The 18,667-nt window shown below is 69.6% G+C and carries 19 protein-coding genes; 10 read left to right on the forward strand and 9 right to left on the reverse strand.

Annotated elements, in window-relative coordinates:
- The first annotated feature begins 326 nt into the window (after window positions 1-326).
- Together ACLJPX_RS24720 and ACLJPX_RS24725 are read left to right on the forward strand one after the other, a co-directional pair.
- Window positions 327-752: a DUF485 domain-containing protein gene (locus tag ACLJPX_RS24720; protein ID WP_410602168.1), complete on the forward strand. Its 426-nt coding sequence runs from the start codon at window positions 327-329 to the stop codon at window positions 750-752.
- Window positions 749-2,323 (forward strand): cation acetate symporter, encoded by a 1,575-nt coding sequence (locus tag ACLJPX_RS24725; RefSeq protein WP_410602169.1) that lies wholly within the window; start codon window positions 749-751, stop codon window positions 2,321-2,323. The genes ACLJPX_RS24720 and ACLJPX_RS24725 overlap by 4 nt, the downstream gene beginning before the upstream one ends.
- Before the next feature lie 64 nt (window positions 2,324-2,387).
- Here the strand turns inward: ACLJPX_RS24725 and ACLJPX_RS24730 are convergent, their stop codons facing one another.
- Complete coding sequence (locus ACLJPX_RS24730; protein ID WP_101613048.1) at window positions 2,388-2,969, reverse strand: TetR/AcrR family transcriptional regulator; 582 nt, start codon at window positions 2,967-2,969, stop codon at window positions 2,388-2,390.
- 137 nt (window positions 2,970-3,106) lie between these two features.
- Here ACLJPX_RS24730 and ACLJPX_RS24735 point away from each other — a divergent pair, with 137 nt between their 5' ends.
- A complete protein-coding gene (locus ACLJPX_RS24735; protein ID WP_410602170.1) occupies window positions 3,107-4,144 on the forward strand; it encodes an MFS transporter in 1,038 nt (345 codons plus the stop codon).
- 14 nt (window positions 4,145-4,158) lie between these two features.
- Complete coding sequence (locus ACLJPX_RS24740) at window positions 4,159-4,527, forward strand: hypothetical protein (RefSeq protein WP_410602171.1); 369 nt, start codon at window positions 4,159-4,161, stop codon at window positions 4,525-4,527.
- On the opposite strand, the gene ACLJPX_RS24745 is transcribed toward ACLJPX_RS24740, so the two are convergent.
- The 5 genes from ACLJPX_RS24745 to ACLJPX_RS24765 all read right to left on the reverse strand — a co-directional run bounded on the left by ACLJPX_RS24745 (window position 4,524) and on the right by ACLJPX_RS24765 (window position 7,445).
- On the reverse strand, window positions 4,524-4,877 hold the full coding sequence (locus ACLJPX_RS24745; protein ID WP_410602172.1) for a DUF3817 domain-containing protein: 354 nt from the start codon (window positions 4,875-4,877) through the stop codon (window positions 4,524-4,526). The genes ACLJPX_RS24740 and ACLJPX_RS24745 overlap by 4 nt on opposite strands.
- Window positions 4,878-4,900: 23 nt before the next feature.
- Entirely contained in the window at window positions 4,901-5,269 is a 369-nt protein-coding gene (locus ACLJPX_RS24750) for a hypothetical protein (RefSeq protein WP_410602173.1), read from the reverse strand.
- Between the two features lie 171 nt (window positions 5,270-5,440).
- On the reverse strand, window positions 5,441-6,325 hold the full coding sequence (locus ACLJPX_RS24755; RefSeq protein WP_101606485.1) for a lytic transglycosylase domain-containing protein: 885 nt from the start codon (window positions 6,323-6,325) through the stop codon (window positions 5,441-5,443).
- A 131-nt stretch (window positions 6,326-6,456) separates the two neighbouring features.
- A complete protein-coding gene (locus ACLJPX_RS24760) occupies window positions 6,457-6,939 on the reverse strand; it encodes a transcriptional regulator (RefSeq protein ID WP_101606484.1) in 483 nt (160 codons plus the stop codon).
- A 350-nt stretch (window positions 6,940-7,289) separates the two neighbouring features.
- Window positions 7,290-7,445 (reverse strand): hypothetical protein, encoded by a 156-nt coding sequence (locus ACLJPX_RS24765; RefSeq protein ID WP_162182762.1) that lies wholly within the window; start codon window positions 7,443-7,445, stop codon window positions 7,290-7,292.
- Window positions 7,446-7,577: 132 nt separating this feature from the next.
- Here ACLJPX_RS24765 and ACLJPX_RS24770 point away from each other — a divergent pair, with 132 nt between their 5' ends.
- Entirely contained in the window at window positions 7,578-8,363 is a 786-nt protein-coding gene (locus tag ACLJPX_RS24770; protein ID WP_410602174.1) for a crotonase/enoyl-CoA hydratase family protein, read from the forward strand.
- Between the two features lie 20 nt (window positions 8,364-8,383).
- Entirely contained in the window at window positions 8,384-8,920 is a 537-nt protein-coding gene (locus ACLJPX_RS24775; RefSeq protein ID WP_410602175.1) for a GNAT family N-acetyltransferase, read from the forward strand.
- Here ACLJPX_RS24775 and ACLJPX_RS24780 read toward each other — a convergent pair.
- Window positions 8,917-10,059 (reverse strand): CaiB/BaiF CoA transferase family protein, encoded by a 1,143-nt coding sequence (locus tag ACLJPX_RS24780; RefSeq protein ID WP_410602581.1) that lies wholly within the window; start codon window positions 10,057-10,059, stop codon window positions 8,917-8,919. The two genes, ACLJPX_RS24775 and ACLJPX_RS24780, sit on opposite strands and share 4 nt — an antisense overlap.
- Before the next feature lie 31 nt (window positions 10,060-10,090).
- Window positions 10,091-11,242, reverse strand: coding sequence for an acyl-CoA dehydrogenase family protein (locus ACLJPX_RS24785; protein WP_101606482.1), 1,152 nt, complete (start codon window positions 11,240-11,242; stop codon window positions 10,091-10,093).
- A 106-nt stretch (window positions 11,243-11,348) separates the two neighbouring features.
- Here ACLJPX_RS24785 and ACLJPX_RS24790 point away from each other — a divergent pair, with 106 nt between their 5' ends.
- From ACLJPX_RS24790 to ACLJPX_RS24805, 4 genes are all read left to right on the forward strand, one after another.
- Entirely contained in the window at window positions 11,349-11,963 is a 615-nt protein-coding gene (locus ACLJPX_RS24790) for a TetR/AcrR family transcriptional regulator (protein WP_410602176.1), read from the forward strand.
- 9 nt (window positions 11,964-11,972) lie between these two features.
- Window positions 11,973-12,899: a hypothetical protein gene (locus ACLJPX_RS24795; RefSeq protein ID WP_410602177.1), complete on the forward strand. Its 927-nt coding sequence runs from the start codon at window positions 11,973-11,975 to the stop codon at window positions 12,897-12,899.
- A 103-nt stretch (window positions 12,900-13,002) separates the two neighbouring features.
- Complete coding sequence (locus tag ACLJPX_RS24800; protein ID WP_410602178.1) at window positions 13,003-13,830, forward strand: hypothetical protein; 828 nt, start codon at window positions 13,003-13,005, stop codon at window positions 13,828-13,830.
- Between the two features lie 113 nt (window positions 13,831-13,943).
- Window positions 13,944-15,557 (forward strand): succinic semialdehyde dehydrogenase, encoded by a 1,614-nt coding sequence (locus tag ACLJPX_RS24805; RefSeq protein ID WP_410602179.1) that lies wholly within the window; start codon window positions 13,944-13,946, stop codon window positions 15,555-15,557.
- A 72-nt stretch (window positions 15,558-15,629) separates the two neighbouring features.
- Here ACLJPX_RS24805 and ACLJPX_RS24810 read toward each other — a convergent pair whose 3' ends face one another.
- A complete protein-coding gene (locus ACLJPX_RS24810; RefSeq protein ID WP_410602180.1) occupies window positions 15,630-18,656 on the reverse strand; it encodes a helix-turn-helix transcriptional regulator in 3,027 nt (1,008 codons plus the stop codon).
- Between the last annotated feature and the right edge of the window lie 11 nt (window positions 18,657-18,667).

Raw genomic sequence — 18,667 nt, forward strand, 5'->3', positions numbered from 1 at the left:
GGCACAGTATCGAAGCCCGCTTCGCGCCGGAAGCGAAACTACGATCTGTCACCAAAACGAGGGACACAGCGTGGCCGTCTTCCCCGTTTGCCGCAGTGGGCCGTTCGGGCGACGACCGCGCGTGACAATCCGCCTCACTATTACGAGTGATAAAGCCGGTTCATTCCGGCCGAAACGAATTCCCGGGACAACTATTCCGAGGGGAAAACGAATACCGGGGCGCACGCATCCGGAAGCGGGGTCGCCTATTCAGAGCGCCGGAAGCCGAAGTTAGTATGTGCGCTCCGCACCGCGCCCGGATGCCAGCAAGCCCCCGGAGGAACCCCATGCCCGACGTCGCGCGCCCGTTCGCGGCGAGCAACGCCCTCGAGGACACCGGGCAGATGCCCGCGCTGTTCGTCCGCGAGCGCCAGCAGCCCGCTCCCCCGCCGCCGCGCAGCACCGGCCCCGACTTCGACCGGATCCAGCACGGCAAGGAGTTCGTCGCGCTCCGCAAGACCTTCCGGCGGTTCGTGTTCCCGATGAGCCTGCTGTTCTTCACCTGGTACATGACGTTCGTGCTGCTGGCGGCCTACGCGCACGACTTCATGAGCCGGAAGGTGTGGGGCGAGGTCAACGTCGGCATGCTGCTCGGGCTCGGCCAGTTCGCCAGCACGATCCTGATCACGATCGGCTACCTGAAGTTCGCCGACAAGCGGCTCGACCCCAAGGTCGAACAGCTGCGGGCCTCGGTCGGGGCGGAGGAACGATGAGCATCCCCGACAACGACCCGGTCCTGAACATCGCGGTGTTCGCGCTGTTCGTCGCGATCACCCTGTACGTGGTGTACCGCGTCAGCACGCGCAACTCGTCCACTTCGGACTACTACGCGGCGGGCAGCGCCTTCACCGGGCGGCAGAACGGCATCGCGCTTTCGGGTGACTTCCTCTCGGCGGCGTCGTTCCTGGGTATCGCCGGGGCGATCGCGATCCACGGCTACGACGGCTTCCTGTACTCGATCGGGTTCCTCGTCGCCTGGATGGTCGACCTGCTGCTGATCGCGGAACTGCTGCGCAACACCGGCCGCTTCACCATGGGCGACGTGCTGAGCTTCCGGATGAAGCAGCGCCCGGTCCGCGCCGCGGCCGCGACGTCGACGCTGGTGATCTCCTTCTTCTACATGCTCGCGCAGATGGCGGGCGCCGGCGGGCTGGTGGCGTTGCTGCTGGACATCCACGGCGGCATCGGCCAGGCACTGGTGATCGGCGTCGTCGGCGTCGTCATGGTGCTGTACGTGCTGGTCGGCGGGATGAAGGGCACCACGTGGGTGCAGATCATCAAGGCGACCATCCTGCTGCTGACCGGTGCGCTGATCACCGTGTTCCTGTTCGGCAAGTTCGGTTTCAGCTTCTCGAACCTGCTCTCGGCCGCCGCCGACCGGAGCCCGCTCGGCGACGAACTGCTGGAGCCGGGCGGCTCGTACGGCAAGAGCGAGGTCACGAAACTCGACTTCGTCTCGCTGGCGCTCGCGCTGGTCCTCGGCGCCGCCGCGCTCCCGCACGTGCTGATGCGCTTCTACACGGTGCCGAACTCGCGCGAGGCGCGGCGCTCGGTGGTGTGGGCGACCGCGTGCATGTCCGTGTTCTACCTCTGCACGCTGGTCATCGGCTTCGGCGCCGCGGCGCTGGTCGGCCCGGAGGCGATCAAGAACGCGCCCGGTGGGGAGAACTCGGCGGCGCCGCTGCTCGCGCTGAACATCGGCGGCACCGTCCTGCTCGGCATCGTCTCGGCGGTGGCCTTCGCGACCATCCTCGCGGTCGTCGCCGGGCTGACGATCACCGCGTCGGCCTCCTTCGCCCACGACGTCTACGCCAACATCTTCAAACGCGGCGACGCGGAACCGGCCGCGGAGGTCCGGGTCGCCCGGCTGACCGCGGTCGCCGTCGGGGCGCTCGCGATCGTGGGCGGCATCCTGGCGAACGGGCAGAACATCGCGTTCCTGGTGGCGCTGGCGTTCGCGGTCGCGGCGTCGGCGAACCTCTCGACGCTGCTGTTCTCGCTGTTCTGGAAGCGGTTCAACACCACCGGAACGCTGTGGGGCATCTACGGCGGGCTGATCGCGAGCCTGGTGCTCGTGTTCTTCTCGCCGGTGATGTCCGGGGCGGCGGACTCGATCATCAAGAGCGTCGACTTCCACTGGTTCCCGCTGAAGAACCCGGGTCTGGTGTCGATCCCGTTCTCGTTCCTGTGCGGGATCGTGGGCACGTTCGTCGGCCGGTCGAAGGCCGATCCGGTCAAGCACGCCGAGATGGAGGTGCGGTCCCTCACCGGGATCGGCTCCTGATCTCCTTGCCTCACCAACGCTATGAAAGGCCCGTTACTTGCAAATTTTGCAAGTAACGGGCCTTTCATAGCACGCCGGGAGAGGTCCGCAGGCCGTCCAGCACGATCGCGAGCAACCGCTGAGTGTCCTCCGGTGACGCCTTGCTCGCGGCCGAACCGACCCCGTGGCCGAGCCGCAGGATGTCGACGCCTCGGACGTCGGGCCGGATCACGCCCTCGTCCTGAGCGGCCTTCACGATCGTGTCGGACGCCCCCCGCAGCCGTGACTGACACCAGGCGAAGACCTCGGAGCCCGCGTCGACGGACGCCTTCAACGTCATCGCCAGCCCGTGCTTCTCGACCACGTAGACGACGTGCGTGGCCAGCCACGTCTCGAGCGCCTTCCCCGGCGGCAGCTCTTCGAGCAGGTCGTAGGCCTGCTGCGCCAGCCCGTCGATCTCGTCGCGGTAGACGGCCTCGACCAGTTTGTCGCGCGTCGGGAAGTGCCGGTACAACGTGCCCGCGCCGACACCGGCGCGTTTGGCGATGTCGTCGGCGGGCACGTCCACGCCGTCGGCGGTGAACGCCTCCTTCGCCACGGCCACGATGCGCTCGTAGTTGCGCCGGGCGTCCGCGCGCATGGGCCGGTCCGGATCGGCCGTGACCATCTGCACCTCCTCGGGCGACGAAAACGGAGACATTCTCTGAATCCACTTGCGTAAGCGGAGAGTCTCTCCATATCATCGCTCACGACCTCAAGTGGAGAGTCTCTCCGCTTCATCTCGTTACGTCTTTGGAGTATTCCTTGACCGAGCGAACCCTGCGTATCGAGCCTAGGCCTGAGACGGCCGGGGCCCCACCGCCCCCACACCGGCTGGTCCTGCCGATCGTGCTGACCTGCCAGCTCATGCTCATCCTCGACGCGACGGTGATGAACGTCGCGCTCCCCCGGATCCAGACCGACCTCGGTTTCACCGACACCGGCCTGTCCTGGGTGATGACGGCGTACAGCCTCGTCTTCGGCGGCTTGCTGCTGCTCGGCGGGCGCGCGGGCGACCTGTTCGGCCGACGCCGGATGTTCGTCGCCGGCGCGGCCGTGTTCACCGCCGCCTCCCTGCTCGGCGGCCTCGCCGGCTCGGCGGAGATGCTGATCGCGGCCCGGATCGCCCAGGGTGTCGGCGCCGCGATGGCCGGGCCGAGCACCTTGGCGCTGATCACCAGCACGTTCACCGAGGCCAAGGCCAGGGTGCGCGCGCTGGCGCTGTTCTCGGCGATGTCCAGCGGCGGTTTCGCGATCGGCCTGCTGCTCGGCGGGCTGCTGACCGAATGGATCTCGTGGCGGGCGGCGCTGTACATCAACGTCCCGTTCGGGCTCGCGATCGTCCTGCTGACCTCGCGATACGTCGCCGATCCCCCTAGGCGACGGGCACGCCTGGACCTTCCCGGCGCGTTCACCGGCACGTTCGGCGTCGGCTCGCTCGTGTTCGCGTTCACCCACGCCGCGTCGGACGGCTGGGGCGACACCGTCACCCTCGGCAGCCTCGCGGCCGGACTGGCCCTGCTGGCCGCGTTCCTCACGATCGAAACCAGGGTGAGCCAGCCGCTCATCCCGCTGCGGTTGTTCGCGGAACGCAACCGGGCCGCGGCCTACGTCAACTTCTTCCTCGGGCCGATGGCCATGATGTCGATGTTCTTCTTCCTGACCCAGTTCCTGCAGGACGTCGCGGGTTTCGCCGCGCTGGAGACCGGCTTCGCCTTCCTGCCGATGGCGGTGTGCATGTTCGGGCTCAGCAGGCTGATCCCGAGGCTGCTCCCCCGGTTCGGCCGAAACCGCTGGCGCTGACCGGGACGGCGCTGATGACCGGCGGCGTCGTCTGGCTGACCACCCTCACCACCGACAGCGGGTACTTCTCCCACCTGCTCGGCCCGATGCTGCTGATGGGTGTCGGCGCGGGGCTGGCGTTCTCCCCGCTCAGCGTGATCATCATGGCGACCGTGCCCACCGAAGACGCGGGTGCGGCGGGCGGCGTCCTGCAGACGTTGCAGCAGGTCGGGGCGACCTTGGGGCTCGCAATCCTGATCACCGTGTTCGGCGCGGTGACGCGGACCCCGTCCGGGAGCCCGGCGGAAACCACGGTCGACGGAATGACCGCGGCGTTCGCCACCGCCGCCGTGGTGACGGCTTTGTCCTTCGTGGTGGCGCTGACCTTCCGGCGCCGGGCTTAGAGCTTCACACCTGCCTGGACCTTGTGCGTGACCTTGCGTTCCATCACGAAGGAGAAGAACGGGATGCAGCCGGCGATCAGCACGAGGAGAGTGCCCTTCATCGACCAGCGGGCCTTGATCGCGAGATCGACCGCGAGCAGCAGGTAGATCAGGTAAAGCCCGCCGTGGACCATGGGGATCATCTTCACGAACTGGGGCAGTTCCACGCTGAAGACGTACTGCAGCAGCATCTCGACGACCAGCCCGAGCAGGGCCACACCGGTGGCGTACGCCGCGAAGCGGAACCGGATCAGCGGCCCGCCCAGCGAGACCGAGCGGGCCGGGGCGGCGTCGTCAGTTCGGGTGGTCATAGCGTCTCGAACCTCTCTGGGAACTACTTGTCGCGGGCGTTGAGTTCGCGCAAATACTTGTTGTACGCGGCGAGCTCGTCGTCTTCGGGAGCGGGCGCCGGGGCGGGCCTCCGCCGGGGCGCGGGCACCTCGGGGACGACGGCCTCGGCCGTCTGCTCCGGAGTGTCGGCCTCCGCGGCTTGGCGGCGGAGTTTGCGGATCCGCCAGAACATGAACGCGGGGAACAGCCCGAACAGCGGCCACTGCAGGACGTAGCCGAGGTTCTGGAACGTCCCGCTGGCCGAGGAGAACCGCTCCCACTGCCACCAGGCGAGCCCGCAGCACAGCGCCAGGCTCACCAGGCAGACACCGGCGATGCCGAGACGGCGCAGGGCGACGGACGAGGCGGGCACGCATCGACGCTAGCACTGGGCGCGCGGCGAAAGTTCGGCGACCGGGCCGGTCGGGACCTTGGTCCCGGTCACCCACGACCCCCTCCGCCGACGCTATGAAAGGCCCGTTACTTGCAAATTTTGCAAGTAACGGGCCTTTCATAGCACGAGAGAGGGCGAAACAGCCGAGCGTCACTTAGCGGTCTGGACGGCCTTCGCGTAGTCGTCCGCCAGCCCGAAGACCTTCTGCGCGTACTCGGTCGAGTTGTTGTACGACAGGATCCCCTGCCACCACCCCGAGGCGGCCGACATGTCCCGGTTGTTCACGCACAGGTAGCGCGCCGCCGCCAGCGTCGCGTCGTCGATCTGCTGCGGGTCGCCGACACCGTCGCGGTTGCCGTCGGCGGCGTACCGGCGCCAGGTGCTGGGGATGAACTGCATCGGGCCGACCGCGCGGTCGACGGCCGCGTCGCCGTCGAACTGGCCGCCGTCGGTGTCGCCGATCGCCTTGACGCCGGGCGAGCCGTCGAGCGGGACGCCGATGATCGGCTTCGAGGGCCGTCCGTCCTGGCCGAGGACGGCGCCGCCGTACTGGCCGTGGTTCGACTCGATCCGGCCGATGCCCGCGAGGGTGGCCCACGAGATCTTGCAGTTCGGCTGCATCTGGCGCATCGCCAGTTCGGCGTTGCCGTAGGCGAGCAGCGCCCTGGCCGGGATGCCGGTGGCCTGCGCGGCCCGCTCGGTCCAGGCCGCCAGGGGATCCTTGCCCGGTTTCGGCTGTACCTGCTGCGGCGAGGTCTGCTGGGCCGCGCCGCCGGCGGGGGTGGCGTTGACCGGCACGACCGTGCCCGGTTTGACGTCCGCCGCCTTGACCTGAAGGGCGGGGATCTCCATCGTCGTCGGGCTCGCGACCGGGGCGGACGCCTTGGTCACCAGCCAGATCCCACCCCCGGCGAGACCCAGTACGGCCAGCACGATGACCAGCCTGCCGAAGACGGCGGCGCCCACCCCGCGGCGTGGCGGAGCGGGCTTGGCCGGGTCGGCGACGAGCTCGTCGTTTTCCGGGGTGGTGCGCACGAAGCGAGTCCTCCAGCGTGGGCGGCGATCACGACCGATGCTCGAACAACGAGCCCGCGCAGGTTAGCGTTACGCGGTTGCCGAGATCGCCCCTGCCACGCCGGTTCACCCGCGCGTGCGAGAAGTTCTCATCAGGCGGACTTCTGCTGCCTCGCCAGCCGTGCCACGCACCAGGCCGGGGCGCTGCCGCGGCGAAGGTGCTGCAAGACGGTCATCGGGCCGAGACGGCGGCTCAGGTCGGACGGGGCGAGCCCGGCCGCGCGGTAGTCCAGCGCACGCTGGTCGAGCGGGCTGATGCCGGCGTCCCACCAGGCTTCGGCCTCGGCGACGCCGCCGACCATCTGCCACCAGCCGGCGGCCGCGACGAGCAGGTCCCTCGGGACCTCGGGAAGACGGCTGCGCATCGCGTCGACGTAGCCGGGGTCCGCGGCCTCGACCGGCGCCCAGCGCGCCTGGCCGGACTGCTGACGCTGGCCGGGGATACCGGGAGCTTGACGGGGAGCGTCGGCGAGCCACGCGGACGCGATCCGGTCGGTCTCCTGCTCCTCGGGGGTCTGCTCACGCTCGGCGGCCCACTGCCGGATCAACGCATCGACTCCGGGATCTCCGGTCATCCCTGCCTCCTCATGATTCCCCGACTGACAAGTCCTGACTTACTTGCCCGGCTGAAAGTTCCGCTGCCCTGGGGCTTGCACCTGCGGAAACCCTTCGCCCAGGAGGCCGGCTCCGGCGCCTGGAGGACCAACCGATCACGCAATGTGAGCACCGTAGGGGCGCGGAGGTCTTTTCCGCCAGAGCTTCCGGGGCACGAATTCGTCGACCAGCGGGTTTTCGGGGGCAATCCACCCGGATGGTCGAGTCGCCCGACCGAAATGCGGGACGGGTGACTCTGAGTGATAACGGCTGGTGGACGCGCACGGTGATCACCGGCGTCGCCAGGGACACCGGTGAGGTCACGACGGGGTCAGGAGAAGAGGCTCCGGACGAACGTCACGATGGCTTCGGCACCGGACCGGAGCCAGCCGAGCGCGGTGTGGACGGCGTCGGCGGATTGGGTCGGCCTGCTGATCAGAAAGAAGAGCACGAGCGCGACAACGGCGATCACAACGAATTTCTTCAAGCCGGGCGACATGGCTCCATCCCATCACACCGTAGTGTCCAGACGATGACTCCGCGCGCACTGCGGACTTTGTCACCACTTTAAGGAGATTCGGGCCTTGATGCCCACCCGGTTTCCCCCGAGGAGCGAATGATGAGCGAAAACGTTCTCGTCCACCGGGAAGGACCGGTGACGACGGTCACGCTGAACCGGCCCGAGGCCCGCAACGCGGTGGACGGGCCGACCGCGGCCGCGCTGGCGGAAGCGTTCCGGGCGTTCGACGCCGACGAGGAGGCCGCGGTCGCCGTCCTCACCGGTTCGGGTGACGCGTTCTGCGCCGGAGCCGACCTGAAGGCCGTCGGCACCGATCGCACCAACTCGCTCGGCCCGGTGGGTGACGGGCCGATGGGGCCGTCGCGGATGACGCTGTCGAAGCCGGTGATCGCCGCGGTCCGCGGGCACGCCGTCGCGGGTGGCCTGGAGCTGGCGCTGTGGTGCGATCTGAGGGTCGCCGACAGCACGGCCGTCTTCGGGGTCTTCTGCCGCCGCTGGGGTGTTCCGCTGATCGACGGGGGCACGGTGCGGCTCCCCCGGCTGATCGGGCACTCGCGGGCGATGGACCTGATCCTCACCGGCCGCCCGGTCGAGGCGGACGAGGCGCTCGCGATCGGGCTGGCGAACCGGGTCGTCCCCGACGGCGAGGCGCTTTCGGCCGCGCAAGCACTCGCGCGTGAGCTGGCCGCGTTCCCGCAAGCCTGTCTGCGCGCGGATCGCAAATCCGCGTACGGCCAGTACGGGCTCACCGAAGAAGAGGCGATGCGCGCCGAGTTCTCGAACGCGCTGATCGGCGGCGGGCTCGCCGAAGAGGCGGTGAAGGGCGCGAGCCGGTTCAGTGACGGCGCGGGGCGTCACGGCGATTTCGGCACCCCACGGTCCTAGTCTCTCCTAGTCTCTGTCAGATGACCGAAACCGGAGTCGCACTCAGACCGGTATCCGAAGCCGACCTGCCGATGCTCGAGAGCCTGACGAACGATCCCCAGGCCGCGGGCTCGTTCGAATGGCATGGCTGGCACGACCCGCACTTCCTGCGCCGCCGCTGGACCGAGACCGGCATGCTCGCGGCGGACAACGGGATGCTGATGATCGAGCTCGCCGGGCAGCGGCTCGGCTTCGTCTCCTGGCACAAGACCAGGAGCGGGTCGACGTCGTTCTGCTGGAACGCCGGGCTGGTGCTCATCCCCGAGGCGCGCGGCCACGGGCACGGGACCGAGGCCCAGCGGTTGCTGGTCCGCTACCTCTTCGCGCACACGCAGATGAACCGCGTCGAGGCGTCGACGGAGGCGGGTAACGTCGCGGAGCAGCGTTCCCTGACGAAGGCGGGCTTCACCAAGGAAGGCGTGCTGCGCGGCTACGGGTTCCGGGACGGGGCCTGGCGCGACCACATCCTCTATTCGATGGTGCGATCGGACCTGGGCCCCGACCCGGAACGCGGCTAGACGATCGTGCCCGCGGCCTTGAGCCGCTCGATCCCGTCGGCGTCCACACCGAGTTCCGCGAGGACGTCGGCGGTGTCGCCGCCCTTGGGCCGCGGCGGTTCCGGCGTCGCGGACGGCGTGCGGTCGAACCTCGGCGCGGGCGCGGGCTGCATCATGCCGCCGACGTCGACGAACGTCCCGCGGGCGACGTTGTGCGGATGCGACGGTGCTTCACGGGGCGAAAGCACCGCCGTCAAGCACGCGTCGGTGCCTTCGGCTTTCGCGACCAGTTCGTCGCGAGTGTGCTTCGCGACCGCCTCGGCGACGATCTTGCGCAGCTTGGGCCACTCGTTCTTGTCGACGTGGACCGGCGTCTCCTCGGGATCGAGGCCGAGCACCTTCACCAGGTCGCCCCAGAACCGCATCTCGATCGCGCCGATGGCGACGTACTTGCCGTCGGCGGTCTCGTAGGTGTCGTAGAACGGCGCGCCGCCGTCGAGCATGTTCTCGCCGCGCCCGCCGGGCCAGAGCCCGGAGTCCAGCAGCCCGTGCAGGCTGGTCGTCAGCAACGCGGCGCCGTCCACCATGGACGCGTCGACCACCTGGCCCTTGCCGGAGGTCTGGCGTTCGAACAACGCCGCCAGCACGCCCATCGCGAGCAGGAGCCCACCGCCGCCGAAGTCACCGACGAGGTTGAGCGGCACCACCGGCCGCTGCCCGGCGTGCCCGATCGGTTCGAGCGCGCCGGAGATGCCGATGTAGTTGATGTCGTGCCCGGCGACGGTCGCCAGCGGGCCGTCCTGGCCGTAGCCGGTCATCCGGCCGTAGACCAGCCGCGGGTTGCGGGCGTGGACCTGCTCCGGCCCGATGCCCATCCGCTCGGCGACACCGGGACGGAAACCCTCGATGAGCACGTCGGCGTCGTCGGCGAGTTTCAGCACCAGCTCGACCCCCTCGGGGGTCTTGGTGTTGATCCCGATCGACCGCCTGCCCCGGGCGAGCGGATCGTTCGGGAAGCCGATGACGTCGTTGCCCGGGGTCGCCCGGTCGATCCGGACCACCTCCGCGCCGAGATCGGCGAGGATGGTGCAGGCGAACGGCGCCGGGGCGAGCCCGGCCAGTTCGACGACCTTGAGCCCGCTCAGCGGCCCAGCCTTCATCGCCACGTCCTTTCCTTGTACGGCAACGTTTTCAGAGAGTACGGGAGATGATTTCCTTCATGATCTCGCTGGTGCCACCGAAGATCCGGGAGATCCGGATGTCGGCCCACGCGCGCGCGATCGGGTACTCGGACATGTAGCCGTAGCCGCCGAAGAGCTGCAGGCAGTCGTCGACGACCTTGTTGACCCGTTCGGTGGTCCACAGTTTCGCCATCGCCGCGCCCTGCACGTCGAGTTCCTTGCGCAGGTGCCGCTCGATGCACTGGTCGAGGTACGCGCGGGACACGGCGGCCTCGGTGGCGGCCTCGGCGAGCTTGAACTTCGTGTTCTGGAAGTTGTAGATCGGGCGGCCGAACGCCTGGCGGTCCTTGGTGTAGGCGATGGTCTGGTCGATCGCGGCCTCCATCCCGGCCACCGCGGTGACGGCGATGATCAGCCGTTCCTGCGGAAGCTGCTGCATCAGCTGGATGAAGCCGAGGCCTTCCTGTCCACCGAGGAGGTTGGCGGCGGGCACCCGGACGTCGTCGAAGGACAGTTCCGCGGTGTCCTGCCCCTTGAGCCCGATCTTGTCGAGGACGCGGCCGCGGCTGAAGCCCGGCGTGTCGGTCTCGACGGCGATCAGCGAGACACCCTGCGCGCCCGCGTCCGGGTCGGTCTTCACCGCGACGACCACGAGGTCGGCGTGGAAACCGTTGGTGATGAAGGTCTTCGCGCCGTTGATCACGTAGTGGTCGCCGTCGCGCACCGCGCGGGTCTTGATGCTCTGCAGATCCGAACCCGTGCCGGGTTCGGTCATCGCGACCGCGCCGACCATCTCGCCGGAGGCGAACTTCGGCAGCCACGCCTTCTTCTGCTCTTCGCCCGCGTACTCGAGGATGTAGTGCGCGACGATTCCATTGTGGACGGTGACGCCCCAGGCGCTGTCGCCGGACCGGGCCTGCTCTTCGTAGAGCACGGCCTCGTGGGCGAACGTACCGCCGCCACCGCCGTACTCCTCCGGGATGGACAGTGCCAGCAGGCCGACCTCGCCCGCCTTCGTCCACAGCTCGCGGTCGACCTTCTTCTCGGCCGCCCAGCGTTCCTGGTTCGGCACGAGTTCCTTCTGGCAGAACGTCCGGGCGAGGTCCCGGAGGTCTTCGAGCTCCGTCGTGCTCCACGAACTCTTCTGGATCTGCAAGGGCACGGCCAACGCCTCCTGATCAGGACCTGGAAAACATGACGCTTAGGATGTAAGTTCCAAGCGGAATGTACATCCGTACCGAGCTGCACGTAAAGGGGGTACCGGTTCGATGACCGCACTGGGCAGGACCCACCGGACGCAGGCCGAACGGCGGGAGCAGACCCGCACCGCCCTGCTCGACGCGACCATCGACTGCCTGGTCGACCTCGGGTACGCGCGCACCTCGGTCCAGGAGATCTGCGCCCGCGCCGGGGTCTCGAAGGGCGCCGTGCAGCACCACTTCTCCGCGAAGGCCGAGCTGATGGCGGCCGCCGTCGAGCATCTGACGGAGAAGCTGCGCGGACGGCTAGCGGCGTCGCTCTCGACGCTCCCCGGTGGCGCCTCGGGCGTCGCGGCGGCGATCGACCTGCTGTGGGAGGGCTATTCGGGCACGCTGTCCACGGCCGCCACGGAACTGTGGGTCGCGGCGCGGACCGATCCCGAACTCCGCGAGGCGATCCGCCCGGTCGACCGGGCCTTGGGCCGCTCGACGCTGGAGCACATCACCGCGGTCGCCGGGGACCTGCCGAAGGAACGCGCGGAGATCCTGTTCTGGCTGACCGTGAACCTCACCCGCGGCCTGGCGCTGGACGCCGAACTCGGTGGCGATCCGAAGCGACGGCGGCAACTGCTCGACGAATGGAAGCGCGTCGCGGTGATGTTGTACGAGGACGCGGCCCAGTAGGCTCCGGCCATGGGGGCTCTCAAAACGATGGCGGCGCTGGCCGCCGCGGCGCTCGTACTCGCCGGGTGCGCGGCCGAGCCACCACCCGCTCCGCCCGCGGGGCCTTTGACGCTGCTCGAAGCACTCGGCGACCCCACGACCGTGAACTTCTGCGACATCCTCGACTTCCCCGAGATCGAGAAGACGTCTCCGCTGCTCGCCGAACCGACGCTCAGCATGGGCACGTGCTCGTTCCGGACCGAGATCGCCGGGTCAGCCGCCCTGATCAGCTTCGGGTTCCCGAACGACCGGGCTCGGGAGCGCCTCTCCGGCGCCACCCCGGTCGGCGAACCGTCACTCCCCCGCGGACTGCGGATGGTCCGCTCGGACCTCCAGGGCCAGCCTCTGCTCCATCTGATCTTCGCCGACGATTCGTCCCTGCGTATCGGCACGTTCTTCGAAGCGGCCGCCGGGCCGGACTTGCTCACCCTGGTGACGAAAATCGAGGAAAGCGTCGCCCGATCGCTCGCGGCGGGCAAGCAGCCGGCACATCTCGACTACCGGGCCCGGTCGCTGGCCCGGCTGGACGCCTGCTCCGCCTTGTTGTCCGACAGCGAGGTCTCCGCGCGACTGGGCGGCGCGGTCTCCGGGAAGGGCGATCTGTCACGGCACCAGTGTCTTTGGGGCGAACAGAACGCGGAACGGTTCGCCCGGCTGGAATTCGGCCTCGGCCCGAGTCCGAAGGCCACGGCGAGCGCTCCCGAGGAGACGCTGGGCGGGCACCGCTCCTTCGTCCAGGAGGTCAGTGGCGGCTGCACGGTGCTGACCGGCCACATCGGCGGCCCGGACGCGAACCGGAACCAGGTCGAGCACGCTCTTCTCGCCGTACAGGCGCCAAAAGCGTGCGACATCGCCAGGGAAATGGCGAACGTCGCCTGGTCCAAGCTTCCCGCGTAGCACGCGCGAACAGGCTTGACCAGAGCACAGGTGACACTTATCTCGCAGCCCGATCCGTGGTGGAATTCCTTGCTGGACAACAGAACCGGCGGAGGAGCCGACCATGAGCGCGCCGCAGCAGCAGCCGTACCAACCGACTGGCCCGTTCAGCGCAACGCAGCCCGTCCAAGCTCCCGCCGCCGCGCCACGACCACCGTCCGACGTGCGGCTCCCCCGGTTGTTCGCCGCGATGATGGGGGTTTTCGCCGGTCTTCTGGTGCTGATCGGGACCTTTCTGCCGCAGTCGACGTACGAACAGCTCTCCGACGGCAAGACGGTGTCGAAATTCGCCGAGACCGGCTGGACGCGGACCTTCGACATCGAGCCGTCGGCCGAGGAGAAGGAGTTCTACGACAAGACCCATGTCGCCCGGTACGGCATCCCGCTGTCGGCCGCCGCGCTGACGCTGTTCGCCGGGGCCGCGGTGGGCTTCGCGTCGTACCGCCGGAATTCGGGTTCGCCCGGCGCGACGACGGCGAGAACACTGCTGATCGCCGGCGGGGCCGGGACCGCGATCGGCGTCTGGATGTTCGGCATGGACATCTCGGCGAGCTTGAGTTTCGGGCAGGACACCGGCCGCTTCGTCTCGCGCTATGGCACCGGGAGCGGATTCTGGATCCTGCTCGCGGGCGGGCTCGTGGCGTTGCTCACCATCGGGCTGGCGGTCGTGGCCAACCGCCGTGAACCCGCGTCACCCCGTCAATCCCCTTATCCGGTCGGCTACGCGCCTTACGCGCCCGGAGTCCCGCCGCAGCAGTATCCGCAGCAACCGCCGCCGCAGCAGGCTTACGAGCCTCCGTCGCCCCCGACACCGCCTTCGGGCTCCGCGTTGCAGCAGCAGGACATCCTGCGCCCGTCTCCCGACAACCCGCCCCAGCCCGGCAATATGTGAAACTTATTCACGTCAGCTGGACAGTCTCCATACCGGCAGTATGCTGTACTCGTCGGTAACACCTGGGCTCTGCGTGGCGCTCCCGGCTCCACGCGGCATGGAACGGAGACGGCATGACGAGCACGACACCGGCGAGCGCGGGCCACCACACCGAAGGTCCGGCCACCATCGGCGGCGTTTCCGGGGCCCCGGCCGCGGCCAGGGCGGAACGGCTCGTGCAGCGGGTCGTGGGCGGTAAGGACTCCGCACCGGTCCAGATGCGCGCCCCGTTCACCGGGCAGCCGATCGCGACCCTCCCCCAGGCCACCGACGCCGACGTCCGCGCCGTGTTCGACCAGGCGCGGGAAGCGCAGCGCTCGTGGGCCGAGCGGCCGGTCGAAGACCGCCAGCGCATCCTGATCCGCCTGCACGACCTGGTCCTGAAGCGCCAGGAAGAGGCGCTCGACCTCGTGCAGATCGAGGCGGGCAAGGCCAGGATGGACGCCTTCGACGAGGTCAGCGCCACCGCGCTCGTGGCCGCCTACTACGGCAAGCACAGCGCGAAGTTCCTTTCGCCGCGCCGCGCCGCCGGGCTGATCCCGGTGTTGACGAAGGTCGGCGAGATCCGGCACCCCAAGGGCGTCGTCGGGATCATCTCGCCGTGGAACTACCCCCTCGCCCTCACCGCGATGGACGTCCTGCCCGCGCTCGCGGCCGGCAACGCCGTCGTGCAGAAGCCGGACAACCAGACCGCGCTCTCGGCGCTGTGGCTGCAGGAAATCGCCGAGGAGGCCGGGCTGCCCGCCGGCGTCTGGCAGATCGTGCTCGGCCGCGGCTCGCGGATCGGCGACGCGCTGGTCGAAGAGTCGGACTACCTGTGCTTCACCGGCTCCACGCCGACGGGCAAGGGCCTCGCCGCGAAGGTGGCGGAACGGCTGACGAGCTATTCGCTGGAGCTCGGCGGCAAGAACCCGATGATCGTGCTGCCCGACGCGGACATCGCCAAGACCGCCACGGGCGCGGTGACCGCGTGCTTCTCCTCCGCGGGCCAGCTGTGCGTTTCGGTCGAGCGGATCTACGTCCACGAGTCCATCCGCGAGGAGTTCACGCGGGCCTTCGTCGCGAAGACCGCCGCGGTGCGGCTCGGTGGCGCGCTCGACTACCAGGCGCAGATGGGGTCGCTGACCTCGGAAGACCAGCTGGCGACGGTGTCGGCGCACGTCGAGGACGCCCGCTCCAAGGGCGCGACGGTGCTCACCGGCGGCAAGGCCCGGCCGGACCTCGGCCCGCTGTTCTACGAGCCGACCGTCCTGACCGACGTCACCGAGGACGTCAAGCTGTTCGCCGAAGAGACCTTCGGGCCGGTCGTGTCGATCTACGGCTACACCGACGTCACCGAGGCGATCGAGCGCGCCAACGACACGCGGTTCGGGCTGAACGCGAGCGTGTGGTCGCGCAACGGCCGGGCGGGCTGGGAGGTCGCGGCGCGGCTGAAGGCCGGGACCGTCAACGTCAACGAAGGCTTCGCGGCGACCTTCGGGACCGTGGGACTGCCGATGGGCGGGATGAAGGAGTCCGGCGTCGGACGGCGCAACGGCGCCGAAGGCCTGCTCAAGTACACCGAGGCCCAGGCGATCGCGGTGCAGCGCGGGATGCCGCTGCGCCCCGGTCGCGGAATCCCGCCGAAGCTGTGGGCGCGGGTCCTGAGCACGAGCCTCAAGGCGCTTCGCCGCCTCCCGCGCCGCTGATCCCTACGCAATTCGTCCTCTGGTTGCGGTACTTGCACGCGCAAGGACCGCAACTAGAGGACGAAACGCGGGTCAGGAGGACGTCGTCGGGGCGGCCAGCAGGCCCCGGTCGTAGGCGATCGCGACGGCCTCGGCCCGGCGGCTCGCGCCGAGTTTCGCCATCACGCGCGAGAGGTGGACGCTCACCGTCTTCTCGCTGATGTACAGCTCCTCGCCGACCTGGCGGTTGGTCCGGCCGAGCGCGACCCGCTCCAGTACGTCCCGCTCCCGGTCGGTAAGGGGATCGACGACGTCACGGCGCGGGGCCGCGGGCGCCCCGGGAAGCTCGACGCGCGCCCGGTGACTCAGGTCCTGGACGGCTTCGCGCAGCGGGCAGGCGCCCAGCTTGTCGGCCACCGCGTGCGCGGCCAGCAGCTCCGACGCGGCGAGCGCGGTGTCACCGTCGGACGCCAGCAGGGACTTCGCGTGCTGCAGACGGCACATGGCCTGCTCGTACACCGCGCCGTAGCCGAACGCCTCGACCGCCTTCGCCCACAACGCCGGGTCTCCCGCGCCGCGCAGACAACTGCCCAGCGCCTCGAGCCGGGCGAGCCATGCCAGCGCCTCCGGGCCGAGCGACACCGAACGCGGGATGCCGTGTTCGGCGCACCGGCGTCCGTGGGCGAGCATCTTCTCGCCCGACTCCACCGCGGTGTCCACGGTCGCCTGATCCCCGCGGACCCGGGCTTCGGCGGCCTGCGCGACGGCGGCCGCGAGGCCGAGCACGGCGATCCGGATCCCGCCGAGCACCGCGGGTTCGACCTCTTCGAGCCAGTCGATCAGCTCGTGCGCCTGCCGCACCGCACCCGCGTTGTCCCCACGCCAGGTCGCGAGCTGGATGGCGGCGTCCGCCGACGCGAGCGCTATCGAGTAGTCCGCGCTCCAGTGCCGGTGCAGACCGGGCAGGATCTTGTCCGCGTCCTCGAACCGGCCGCGGCCGACGACGAACTGCGCCCAGATCCCCAGGAACCGTCCGGCGACGACGCTCGAAACGCCGCGGCCCGCGCGGCCGGCGTCGTCGTCTTCCGGCCAGTCCCCGCTGATATAGCGCAGCGTGAGGTGCTTGGTCCGCAGCTCGATCCCGAACGAACTCCAGGTCAGCCCGGTTTCCTTGGCCCGCTGAATGCCCTTGGCGTAGTACTTCAGCGCGGAGGGGATCTCCGCCCTGTCGTCGTAGCTCAGCCCGAGGAAGTGCAGCGCCCGCAGTTCGCCGTTGAGCGCGCCGGAATCCCTCGCCTTCCGCTCGGCCTGGCGCAGCCGCTCTCGCGCCTCCTCGACGTCTCCCGCCGAATCGGCCAGCGTGCCGAGCGAGACCAGCGCGGCCGCTTCCGCCCCGCCGGCACCGATGGCCCTGGCGTCGGCGACCGCGGCCAGCGCGCACTGCAGCGCCTCGTCGAACCTGTCCATCAGCCGCAGGATCCCCGCCCTGGTGGCGAGCACCCAGGCCCGCGCGGCGCTGGCATCGGTGTGTTCGACCAGGCTCCAGGCCTTGTCGATCGCCGCGACGACCTCGTCGAGCGTGCCGTCGACCGAAAGCAGCGCCTCCGCGTGCCGCCGCCAGACCTTGGCGGACCGCTCGGGATCCGTCTCCGGCGTAAGCGCCTCTGTCGCGGAGCGCGAATACGCGACGGCGCGTTCCGGTTCACCGGACGTGCTCGCGAAGTACGAGGCCTCGTGGAGCAGGTTGAGCTCGTCGATGTCCGCCGGGCGGTCCTGCTCCGGGACGGCGTCCCAGATGGAGAGTGCCTGCTCGACGTGACGGAGCGCGGAACCGGGTGCGCCCAGCTTCTCGGCCTCGACTATCGCGCGCAGCAACGCGGCCAGCGCGCCGACGAAGTCCTTGCTCTCCAGGCTGTGGTGCGCGAGCCGCGCGTCCTGGCCCCGGCCCTGCGTCCTGGTGCGGATCCGCGACGCGTAGGCCGCGTGCATGCGCACCCGCTCCCCCGGCAGGAGGTCGCCGTACACCGCTTCCTGCAGCAACGCGTGGCGGAAGGTGTAGAAGCCGTTCTCGATCACGAGTACGTGATGCTGCACCGCCTCGCGCAGTGCCTCGTCGAGTTCGAGCTCGTCCAGCCCGGAGATCTCGGCGAGCGCGGCGTGCGCCACGGAGTCCTTGGCGACCGAGACCACGCGCAGCACCCGGCGGGTGATCTGGGAAAGCTGTTCCACCCGGGCGAGGAGCACTTCGGCCAGCCCGGCGGGGAGGTCACGGCAGTCCTTCGCGGAGGCGAGCAGTTCTTCGACGAAGAACGGATTGCCCTCGGACCGGGAGACGATGTCGGCGATCATGTCCTGGCCGATCGGCTCGTCGGCCAGTGCCTCGACGAACGCGCGCGCGTCCTCGGCGCCGAACGGCTTGACCTCGACGCGCTCGACCGCGCCCAGCCGCACCACCTCGGACAGCAGCCCCCGCAGCGGATGCCGCCGGTGGACGTCCTCCTCGCGATAGCTCGCCACCACCAGCAACCGCTGGGTGCGCAGCCTCGTCATCAGGAAGGACAGCAGGTTCCGGGTGGAGCCGTCGGCCCAGTGCAGGTCCTCCAGCAGGATCACCACCGGCCGGCGCTGCGCGATGACGGTCAGCACCCCCAGTACCGCGTCGAACAGCTGGAGCTGGCCGAGGTCCTGTTCGGGCCGGAGCCGTTGCGTCGACACCCGTTCGCTCGCGGTGAGCTGACCGTCTTCGATGGCGGGGAAGTCCTCCGCCTGCTGCATCTGCGGGAGCAGCCTGCCCAGCGCCGGCCGGGCACGGACCGCGGCGGTGACCGCGGGGTCGGACGTCGTCGCCAGCGGCGCCAGGGCCTCGGCGAACGGAAGATAAGGAAGACCGCCCTCATGGACGTCGATACAGCGCCCGGTGAGCACCAGAGCGCCCGCGCCGGCGGCGTACTCGCCGAGCGCGGTCAGGAGACGGGTTTTGCCGACGCCGGCGTCTCCGGAGAGCAGCACCGCGCCCGCCTCTGCCCGTTCTGCACGGGCGAAGGCGGCGCGGAGCTGCCGCATCTCCTGAGTGCGGGCGACGATCGGGATTCCGGAGCCAAGACGGGGCACGAGGTGCATTCTTGCCTACC

The sequence above is a fragment of the Amycolatopsis sp. lyj-90 genome (assembly GCF_046549035.1).
Lineage (GTDB): Bacteria > Actinomycetota > Actinomycetes > Mycobacteriales > Pseudonocardiaceae > Amycolatopsis.